This window comes from Elusimicrobiota bacterium (genome assembly GCA_040757695.1).
GTDB lineage: Bacteria > Elusimicrobiota > UBA8919 > UBA8919 > UBA8919 > JBFLWK01.
The window spans coordinates 1-9,382 of the sequence record JBFLWK010000082.1 but is presented as its reverse complement, the minus strand read 5'-3'; the positions used below and the strand labels follow the sequence as shown (position 1 = coordinate 9,382).

Sequence of the window (9,382 nt, the reverse complement as noted above, 5' to 3'; positions counted from 1 at the left end):
TTATGAGGAAGTGTTATTGAAGAGCCGTGTGTGGGCAATCTGCAAGCACGGTTCTGCGAGGGGCACGACAGCCCGATAGGGCTGTCACCACAAGGAGGTTATAAAGATGTCTACTCAACAAAAATTAGAATATACACAATTGACGGAAAACATATAAAAACCTTAGAAGAAACAAACGGAAATAAGAGCATAGAATTATACCCAATACAAGAAAATATCCCGAGTGGAATATATTTGTATGGTACAAATAATCCTGGAGAAAAGAATATGGGAAAATTTACAGTAATTCGATGACCAGTGATAAAAATGTTTAAAAAATATCTTTTTGTTTTATATCTATCAATATTCAATTTTTACACTTTAATTGCAAATGAAATTACGAGTCCGAGATTTTTATTGATTGCACCTGGTAGTCGGCCGAATGCAATGGGCGAAGCGTTTACTGCTATAGCAGATGACAATAATGCAATATATTGGAATCCCGCTGGTATATCAAATCTTAGCAAGAAAGAAATATCTTTCACTCATATAAAAGGTATAGTTTATACAAATATGGAATATCTTATATATGTCCGACCAGTAAATAAAATAAAAGGAACATTAGGTGCGAGTATTTATTATATGTATGATTCTCAGGCAAGAACAAATGAACAAGGTGAGTTTGAAGGCGATTTTAATAATAATTCTTTAGTTGGGATATTATCATATGGCAAAAAGATTGTAAATGTCATAGATATCGGTGCCAGTCTAAAATATATAAGATGGAAATTGGATACAAAAATAGCCAAAGGGTTTGCTATAGATGTAGGATTATTAAAACAAAACTTATTCTCAAAATTGAATGTCGGATTGTCTTTCCAAAATATTGGCCTGAAAATGAAATTTATTGAAGAAAAATTTTCTCTGCCTGTAGTAATCAAATTAGGTGTAGGATATAAATTATTAGAAGATAATTTAATACTCGCATTGGATACTAACCATTATGTAAATGATATAACTGGTTTTAATATAGGTGCAGAGTATGTTATGAAAAAGATGTTTTTCATAAGGTGTGGATATAAATATTTTAAGGATATTGTAAAACTAAAGCATCTTGGGGGGATATCTTTGGGTGTTGGTTTCGGAGTTGATGGCTACAGTTTAGATTATGCTTTTGTTCCATATGGGGAATTAGGCGACATGCACAGAATTAGTTTTATTATAAAGTTCTAGTAAAATTGTATGAATAAAAAAAAATTAATATTAATAATTTTGTTATTGGCAATTTCTGATAGTTGTATTTTACAAGGTGTTTCTGAAAAACTAATGCCTCAGCCGGTATCAGTTATAAACTGGCATGATGGAATGAGGGTACTGAATATAAAAGGTATTTATTTAAGTATGAAACCAGAAAAGAAGGAGCCGAATTATTCATTCAGTATTTCAGGACTTGGACTTACTGGTGATTACAATTTTGCAGTAAATGATAAGTGTGGATTTAATATAAACTATTTTGTAATGGGAATTAATAGTGATTCAAAAGATACTTATTCTAAATACGTGAATGATTTAACCATATGGAGTATTAATCCAAATTTTTCTCTTGAACTTATTGGAGGAGAAAAAAAAGATATAGCCGGTGAAATTACTAAAAGTGATTTCAGTATGGCAGCATTCATCGGATTAGGACGGTTTAGTATGGGTTCTTCCTCTTATGCTCAGAGCAATATATCGGGAAGAGAAAAAGATACAGGTAGTATGGATTTAATAATGAAAAGTTGGGATTTAGGAGCTGTTGCAGAAATACCATTATCATTTTGGATATCTTTGGCACCAAGTTGGTATATGACTACATATTCGTCAATGGAGGGAAAAGTATTTGACCAAACAATAGAGGAAGATGGGCTTTCAATAACCATGCAAATGTATGGTACGGATATATTCATAAGACCATTGAAACTTAATCCTAATTTAAAAGTAAGTTTGGGTATGCTTTTTGGACTTGTTGAGTCAAACAGTAAAGATGAATCCGGCTATAAATCTACACTTATTATACTTGGATTACAATATGAATGGGGTAAGCATTACAGCAGTGTGTTAGTTGGACCAGGAATAACAAGGTAGGTAAAAAAGTAGGAAAGTTCACGCAAAATTCAGGATAAAGGGAGAATAATATGCAGAAGTTAGTGTTTTTTTTATTGTGTATTATAGTAAGTTTAACAGGTTGTGTAACTGTTCAGACAACAACAACGGAATCAGCAACAGAAGATGTGCTAGAATTAAATTTGCCACATTACAATGGACCAAGGAAAATTATTTATGTTTTTGATTTAAAAAATAGTAGTGAATTTGATGACCCTAAAATAGGACGAGGAATGGCAAAAATGTTAACAACAGCTTTAGTTGATTCGAAGCGATTTAAAGTAGTTGAACGTAGCCCTGAAATGATTAAAAGCATATTAGAAGAGCAAAGATTTAGTCAGAGTGCTGTTGTTGATGAGCAAACTGCAGCAAGGATTGGAAAATTATTAGGTGCCCAAGCGGTTGTAGTAGGGGAAGTAAGTGAATTCGGTATTCGGAAAACTGGTGTTTATACAGGGTTTACTGGTTCTAGGAATATAACAACGAGGATAGTAATAGATGCCAAAATGGTTAGCGTAGAAACAGGCGAAATTATTTCAGCGGCAACTGGTATTGGCACATGCACTACCAGTTCATCTGGAACGGGTGCAGTTTTATCTTTTGAGTATGGAACAGAAGGATTTGATGAAACTTCTATCGGGATTGCTACAAGAAAAGCTATATATCAACTAGTAGAGAAAATAGCAATGGAAGTGGAACGTTTGTGAAAACAATGGTTATGTTTAGTATAATTAAATATTTTTTTCCAATAGTATTTTTAATTTTATTTTTTGGCAAACTATTTGCTAAACCAGAACCACCTGTCTTATTGAGCCCTGAGAATGGTGAAATAATCACCACAACTCTACCAACTTTTGAATGGTATGGAGTTGAAGACACTGCTTGCTATAACATTGCTATTTATTCCGATAGAGAATGTACAAAAAAAATTGTTGATGCAAGTTCAAATTATCCCCAAAAAGAAGAATGGACAGTGCCAGATAGAAATTATTTACAGAAAGGAAAGACATATTACTGGCGTGTTGCTACACTTAATTCCGATGGATGGTCAAAACCATCTTCTGTGTGGTCATTTATAATTGAGTGGTCTGCCCTTACTAAAGAAGTGCCAAGTAGTAATATAAATAATGAAAGAAAATCTCAAAGTGATATCACTGATGAAAAAATATGCCCTAGTTGTAATCGAAGGAATAGATCAAATGCTAATTTCTGTAGATATTGTGGAAGATCATTAACCAATGTGATTATAAAAGACAATGATGAAAACAAGACGAAAATAGAATATAAAGAAAGTTATCAGCCAAGGCCTGAACCAAAACCGGTTAGAGAAGAGTATACACCAAAACAAAAAACTATAAAAGATATAACTTGGGTAGAAGGAGGGATATTAGTATTAGCGGTACTTTTATGTCTATAAGTAAAAAATATATAAAATATTAATAAAAATTTTTGATATGCAAAAATTGATTGTAATATTATTGCTTATAATTTTTTTTAATGGATGTGCAACAATATATGCACCATCTTCTTATAAATTTGAACCTAAAGATGAATTTTCACCTTACGGAAAAGTTATAATATATAATCAATCCGAATCAACCTTGAAAATAACAATAGATAAAGAAGGTATAGTTATGCATTCCGGAAAAACAGATAGCATTTTCGGACAGGGTCCTTGGGATTTTGAATCTAAAACCCAAATAAAGTTTAAAATAGTTACCGGGTCGCATGAAATAAGATGGTCTGATGCTCATTCTGACCAACCAAGAGTATTAAAAAAGAAATTTGAAGTGAGTAATAATGAAACAATAAAATTGATTATACCACGCTCGCCGGGAAGATTTTATGGTATAGTGGGCAATGTGATAGTAGATGCTGTGGATAATGCACTTTTGGGAGATAAAGATATTATTATTGAAAAGGTAGATAAAAATCCAAATAAGGCGGAAATAAAAAAGAAAAAAGTTGAAAATAGTTCTGTTCAACAGGGATTTATTACTTGCCCACAGTGTGGTGCCCAAAACCTGAATGATGCAAATTTTTGTGACCAATGTGGAACAAAGTTAAAGTAAAGGTGTAACCTATTAAAAAACAAAAAGCAATGAGAGAAATAATTTTAGAACTATTCTGCATATGCTTTATTACCAACACAATATTTTCAGCACAAAAACCAACGGTGTTGTTTTTAACCGACGCTGAGCCAGGAGCAAAACTGTATTCAATGGGTGAAGTGTTTTCAAGTGTTAGTCCCGCAGATGCTTTCAACAATCCTTGGTTTCTCGGCTGGACAGTTGATTCTGGAATATCACTTTCCCAGTGGTCTGGTGTAATAGAAAACTCAAAATACAATTTTGGTGGAGTAATTCTGCCATATACAAAATTAGGCACACTAAGTATAAGTTATCTTGAGTATAACACTGGCACCGAAACAGTTGAAGAACTTGATGGCACAACAAGAAAAATAACATTAGAAAAAGATACGCTCATCAGTATTGGTTATGGACTACCATTCAGCCAGAGCATATTTGTGGGCGGTAATGCCAAATACCTAACCAGCACACTTGCGGATGAGTATAAAGCGACATCAATACTAAACGATGTCGGAATTGTTTATCGTTCATTGAAAGATAAGCACACTATAGATTTACTATATATGTTAACTGCCTCTATGCCATAGGCGGCATAACATTCGGTGATTTTCTGAAGGTGCCAGTTGGCGCCCGCGCTACTGCTATGGGTTCTGCATTTACCGCTGTTTCTGATAATGCAGAAGCAACCTACTGGAACCCCGCTGGACTTACACAAATGTGTAATAAGAACATCTCATTTACACATTTACAATATGTCAGTGGGATACGGTATGGTGATATTTCGTTTGCAATGCCCGTCGGAAAACGCGTTTTTGGTGCGGAATTGAATACACTTTACACAAAAGATACACGCAGAGAAGATATCACTGGCAACAAGACAGGCGAGTTTATGAATTATAACTCGGCATTATCTGCTGTATACGCTGAAAAGTTAGACGAGAACATATCCTGCGGTATTTCGCTGAAAGGAATATACTTACAATTAGATGATGAGAAATCAGGTGGCGTTGCTGTTGACTGCGGCGCTTTGTATGATACAGGCAAGAAAATGAAGTTTGGCATCGTGCTCCAGAATCTCGGTCCGAAAATAAAGTTTGTAGATGAAAGCGCGCCTTTAGCAATAAATATCCGCTGGGGAATGAGTTATCAGGTGAACGAGAAACTCTTAATCGCAAGCGATTTAATGCTGCCCTTTTCCGGCGACGGCGCAATTTCAGTTGGAACAGAGTATTATGTGATAAAATTTCTGCCTGTGCGGGTTGGCTATAAATATCGTTCAGGCGGGAATGATTTAGGCGGACTTGATGGCTTATCTGCCGGGCTTGGCGTGAATTTTAAGAAGGGGAGGGATGGTGGATATACGCTTGATTATGCATTCGTTCCATTCGGTCGGTTCACTAATACCCACAGATTTTCATTCGGTATGAAGTTTTAATACATTGACTTTTACCTACCAATTTAGTATAATCTGTTCGTGCTAAAAATTACTAATCTGACAAAAAAGTTTAACACCAAGGTTGCAGTTGATAATATCTCTTTGGATATACCATCAGGTGAGATTTTTGGGCTTTTAGGCCCTAACGGCGCTGGAAAAACAACCACTATAAAAATGATTGCAGGACTCATTAGACCAACTGCCGGTAGCATAATTGTTAATACCTACGATATCCAAAAAGAGCCGATAGAGGCAAAAAAAATTATTGGGCTTCTTCCAGATACACCATTCGTCTATCAGAAACTTACTGGCAGAGAGTTTTTAGAGTTTATCTGCGGAATCTACAACATCAGCAGTGAGAAAATAGATAAGTACCTTGAACAGTTTGAACTTAAAAACTATTCTGACGAACTTATTGAATCCTATTCTCACGGGATGCAACAGAAACTGGTTCTGGCAAGTATTTTAATGAGAGAGCCAAAAATAATTTTGTTAGATGAACCGCTTGTCGGACTTGACCCTAAATCTGCACGGCTGGTAAAAAATATCTATTATGAACTGGCACAGAAGGGTACAACTATATTTTTATCAACACATATTCTGGAAATTGCAGAAAAACTTTGCACAAAACTTGCTATAATTAACGAAGGTAAAATTATTGCACTCGGCACACTAAAAGAACTAAAAAAACAAGCAGCAACCGAAACCAACTTGGAAGAGGTCTTCTTCAAACTCACAGAAGAAATATAAATGTAAGCAAATGCTTACATTTTAAAAATGATGAACCAATTCATTTATTTAGAAACAAAAAACTTTTTAAACAAAATAAAATCTATCACCTGGCCGGATGCATTTAAGACATCGTTTTTAATGATACTTGGTTTTATCTTTTTGTGGTTTTTATATCACGGTTTTTTTAGGGTGCTTATCTATCTCAATACTATAGAGTTTATTGGTGGATTGCTTATTGTAAAACTTGTTGCAATGATTTTTTTAACTTTTTTGATAATGCTCGTATTTTCAAATCTAATCATTTCATTCTCAACTATTTTTCTGGCTGATGATTTGAATTTTCTTATGTCGCTTCCAATAACTGCGAAACAAATTTTTATTTACAAATTCCTGAGAACAACTTTTTATTCTTCATGGATGGTGCTTCTGGCATTTTTGCCGTTTTTGTTTGCATTCGGCAGAATAAAATCGGTAAATGACAGTTTTTATATCGTAACCTTGCTATTTCTGATTCCATTTTTTTTAATTGCGTCATCAATTGGAACAATAATCAGTATTGTTTTTGTGCAACTTTTACCATCACAAAAAGCAAGAGATATTTTCATTATATTAGGAGTCCTACTCGTAGGTGCTGTCTATCTTTTTGCAAGATTTATTCAGCCTGAAAATTTTCTGAAAGCAGATAAGTTTAACGAAGTAATAGAGTATATATCTGTAATTCAGATGCCAACCGCAAAGTATCTGCCATCTTGGTGGTTCACATCAGTATTGTTTTTGTATGTCTCAAAACAGTGGAGCAATTTTTGGTTTTATTCATTTCTGCTTTTTAGTATCGCTTTTATACTTGTTGCTGTTACAATCTATATTTCTCAAAAGTCATATTATAATAGCTGGGCTGATTCACAAGAATCATCAGGATATAAAACATGCCTAAAATGGAAAATTAAAAACAGGGCTGTTTCGCTTTTTATGAAAGATATAAAAATATTTTTTCGCGATACTTCACAGTGGTCTCAACTTCTGTTACTTCTGGCACTGGTTATCGTGTATCTTTTTAATATCTACAAACTACCGCTGGATACATTTTATTTGAAATCGCTCGTCTCATTCTTGAATATCGGACTTGCAGGTTTTGTGCTTGCAGCGATTGCGTTAAGGTTCGTTTTTCCACTGGTCTCAATTGAAGGTAAAAGTTTCTGGATTGTTAAATCTTTACCAATAACATTAAAAAAATTTATATGGGAAAAATTTTTGATAGCGGTAATCCCTCTGGTTTTTTTAGGCGGATTATTTATCGGAATTTCTAATTTTCTTTTAACCGTGACTAAATTTATAAGTTATCTGTCGTTTATAACAATAATTTTTGTTGCAGTTTCACTTGCTGCAATGGCGGTTGGTTTTGGTGCTGTTTTTCCGAAGTTTAAGGTTGAAAATATCTCGCAAATTGAAAGTTCTACAGGCGGAATGATATTCATAGTATTTTCACTTTTTTATATTTTTTTGGTAATCTCATTAGAAGCAATTATCGTGCGTCTCTGGTTTGTCTCGCAACTCTATCGTAAAAATGTTATGGAACCTGGAATAATCATAATAGTCGTATCAGCGCTGATTATTATCAATTTTGTTGCTATCTTTCTGCCAATGTATTTCGGCGCAAAAAACTTGGAGGTGTTAGATGTCTAATTTAAAACGCAGAAGCTGGAGATTGTTTTACCTTTTACCTTTTACCTTCTACCTTTTACCTGCATTTATTGGTTGTGCTAAAAAAGTTGAAAAAAAAGAACCGCTTTATGATTACGGCAGGTTTTATACCGACGGGAACCCATCAAAAAAATGGGTTTCTATCACATTTGATGATGGTCCTAACTCGCAGGTTATAGAGAAAATTTTTGAAATACTTAAGAAAGAAAATGTAAAAGCAACCTTTTTTCTGGTTGGTGTAAATGTAAAAACCTATCCACAATATGTAAGCAAATACTTACAATTGGGACATGAAATTGGTAACCATACATACTCACACAGGAATTACTATCAGTTGAAAAAAACAAAATCGTTAGACCAATTTGAAAAAATACTTTCACAGGAATTAGAAGATTGTGAGACAGCAATACGAGATGCTGTTGGTATAAAACCGCTTTTTATGAGGTTGCCTAATGGGTTCATTTCGCCGACTATAAAAAAAGTTGCAAAAGAAAAAAAATATCTTGTTGTCAACTGGACTTTCGGCTGTGACTGGCAGGAAAATGTTAAAGACAGAATGGTAAAAAGGTACTTGGAAGGTATTGAACCTGGTGCAATCTTGATATTCCACGAGAAGAAAATTACAACCGAGGCACTTCCAGAAATAATCAAAGGAATAAAAAAGAAAGGTTATGAGATAGTGCCGTTACGGAAGATTTTGGGAATAAATGATATAGACAGATAAAGAACAGATGTAGACAGAATAGGAATCTGTTTGCATCTGTGTTATTATCTGTTTGAATCGTCTTTATTTGCCGGAGGAGGGAGTTGAACCCACACGACTCCATATGAGCCAAAAGATTTTGAGTCTTTCGCGTCTGCCAGTTTCGCCACTCCGGCAGTAAAAGCAATTTAAAATTAAAAATTAGCAATTAAAAATTTAGGGCTCTATAGCAACTCGAAACATTCTACATTTTTAATTGATTTTTGTCAATATGCGATTAGGTATTCATTGCTCTGTTGGAAAAGGACTGAAAAATACAATTAAAGAAGCGGTTGAGTTGGGATGTGAAACAATCCAGATTTTCTCTCGGTCGCCGCGGGCTTGGGCTCGGAAAGAGTTTAATCTTGATGAAATCCGAGAATTTAAAAAAGCGTTAAAAGAAAACCGAATTTTTCCATTGATTGTTCATATGCTTTATTTAAATGTCGCCGAATACCCCGCAGCTTGCTGCGGGGATGAAGGCGACCGACAAATTTTGCCAAATTTTGTATAATGTAATATGTGGAGCTAAGACGAGCAAGTCACGCTGTATATGAACTC

At 34.4% G+C, this 9,382-nt stretch carries 12 protein-coding genes and 1 tRNA gene; 12 read left to right on the top strand and 1 reads right to left on the bottom strand.

What is annotated here, in order from left to right; all coding sequences use genetic code 11:
* The first annotated feature begins 30 nt into the window (after positions 1-30).
* From AB1349_11310 to AB1349_11260, 11 genes are read left to right on the top strand one after another with little or no spacing between them, the layout of a single operon-like run.
* Positions 31-294, top strand: coding sequence for a hypothetical protein (locus tag AB1349_11310; GenBank protein MEW6557917.1), 264 nt, complete (start codon positions 31-33; stop codon positions 292-294).
* A 12-nt stretch (positions 295-306) separates the two neighbouring features.
* Positions 307-1,212 (top strand): PorV/PorQ family protein, encoded by a 906-nt coding sequence (locus tag AB1349_11305; protein MEW6557916.1) that lies wholly within the window; start codon positions 307-309, stop codon positions 1,210-1,212.
* A 9-nt stretch (positions 1,213-1,221) separates the two neighbouring features.
* Positions 1,222-2,103: a hypothetical protein gene (locus tag AB1349_11300; protein MEW6557915.1), complete on the top strand. Its 882-nt coding sequence runs from the start codon at positions 1,222-1,224 to the stop codon at positions 2,101-2,103.
* A gap of 50 nt (positions 2,104-2,153) precedes the next feature.
* Positions 2,154-2,828, top strand: a complete 675-nt coding sequence (locus AB1349_11295; GenBank protein MEW6557914.1) for a CsgG/HfaB family protein — start codon at positions 2,154-2,156, stop codon at positions 2,826-2,828.
* Between the two features lie 11 nt (positions 2,829-2,839).
* A complete protein-coding gene (locus AB1349_11290; GenBank protein MEW6557913.1) occupies positions 2,840-3,538 on the top strand; it encodes a zinc-ribbon domain-containing protein in 699 nt (232 codons plus the stop codon).
* 37 nt (positions 3,539-3,575) lie between these two features.
* On the top strand, positions 3,576-4,193 hold the full coding sequence (locus AB1349_11285) for a zinc ribbon domain-containing protein (GenBank protein MEW6557912.1): 618 nt from the start codon (positions 3,576-3,578) through the stop codon (positions 4,191-4,193).
* Between the two features lie 29 nt (positions 4,194-4,222).
* Positions 4,223-4,798, top strand: coding sequence for a hypothetical protein (locus tag AB1349_11280; protein MEW6557911.1), 576 nt, complete (start codon positions 4,223-4,225; stop codon positions 4,796-4,798).
* Between the two features lie 29 nt (positions 4,799-4,827).
* On the top strand, positions 4,828-5,646 hold the full coding sequence (locus AB1349_11275) for a PorV/PorQ family protein (GenBank protein ID MEW6557910.1): 819 nt from the start codon (positions 4,828-4,830) through the stop codon (positions 5,644-5,646).
* 39 nt (positions 5,647-5,685) lie between these two features.
* Positions 5,686-6,396, top strand: a complete 711-nt coding sequence (locus tag AB1349_11270) for an ABC transporter ATP-binding protein (GenBank protein MEW6557909.1) — start codon at positions 5,686-5,688, stop codon at positions 6,394-6,396.
* 27 nt (positions 6,397-6,423) lie between these two features.
* Positions 6,424-8,061, top strand: a complete 1,638-nt coding sequence (locus tag AB1349_11265) for a hypothetical protein (protein MEW6557908.1) — start codon at positions 6,424-6,426, stop codon at positions 8,059-8,061.
* Complete coding sequence (locus AB1349_11260) at positions 8,054-8,803, top strand: polysaccharide deacetylase family protein (GenBank protein MEW6557907.1); 750 nt, start codon at positions 8,054-8,056, stop codon at positions 8,801-8,803. Before AB1349_11265 ends, AB1349_11260 begins: the two co-directional genes overlap by 8 nt.
* 68 nt (positions 8,804-8,871) lie before the next feature.
* Here AB1349_11260 and AB1349_11255 read toward each other — a convergent pair.
* A tRNA-Leu gene (locus AB1349_11255) sits at positions 8,872-8,958 on the bottom strand.
* 95 nt (positions 8,959-9,053) lie between these two features.
* Between AB1349_11255 and AB1349_11250 the strand changes: the two genes are divergently transcribed.
* The gene (locus AB1349_11250; protein MEW6557906.1) at positions 9,054-9,335 is read left to right on the top strand and encodes a hypothetical protein; all 282 of its coding nucleotides are present in this window, start codon (positions 9,054-9,056) and stop codon (positions 9,333-9,335) included.
* The last annotated feature ends 47 nt before the right edge of the window (positions 9,336-9,382 follow it).

Excerpts from the sequence above, each read along its gene's own strand:
- AB1349_11305 (MEW6557916.1), top strand. The coding sequence starts at position 307 with ATGTTTAAAAAATATCTTTTTGTTTTATATCTATCAATATTCAATTTT.
- AB1349_11300 (MEW6557915.1), top strand. The coding sequence starts at position 1,222 with ATGAATAAAAAAAAATTAATATTAATAATTTTGTTATTGGCAATTTCT.
- AB1349_11295 (MEW6557914.1), top strand. The coding sequence starts at position 2,154 with ATGCAGAAGTTAGTGTTTTTTTTATTGTGTATTATAGTAAGTTTAACA.
- AB1349_11290 (MEW6557913.1), top strand. The coding sequence starts at position 2,840 with ATGTTTAGTATAATTAAATATTTTTTTCCAATAGTATTTTTAATTTTA.
- AB1349_11285 (MEW6557912.1), top strand. The coding sequence starts at position 3,576 with ATGCAAAAATTGATTGTAATATTATTGCTTATAATTTTTTTTAATGGA.
- AB1349_11280 (MEW6557911.1), top strand. The coding sequence starts at position 4,223 with ATGAGAGAAATAATTTTAGAACTATTCTGCATATGCTTTATTACCAAC.
- AB1349_11265 (MEW6557908.1), top strand. The coding sequence starts at position 6,424 with ATGATGAACCAATTCATTTATTTAGAAACAAAAAACTTTTTAAACAAA.
- AB1349_11260 (MEW6557907.1), top strand. The coding sequence starts at position 8,054 with ATGTCTAATTTAAAACGCAGAAGCTGGAGATTGTTTTACCTTTTACCT.
- AB1349_11250 (MEW6557906.1), top strand. The coding sequence starts at position 9,054 with ATGCGATTAGGTATTCATTGCTCTGTTGGAAAAGGACTGAAAAATACA.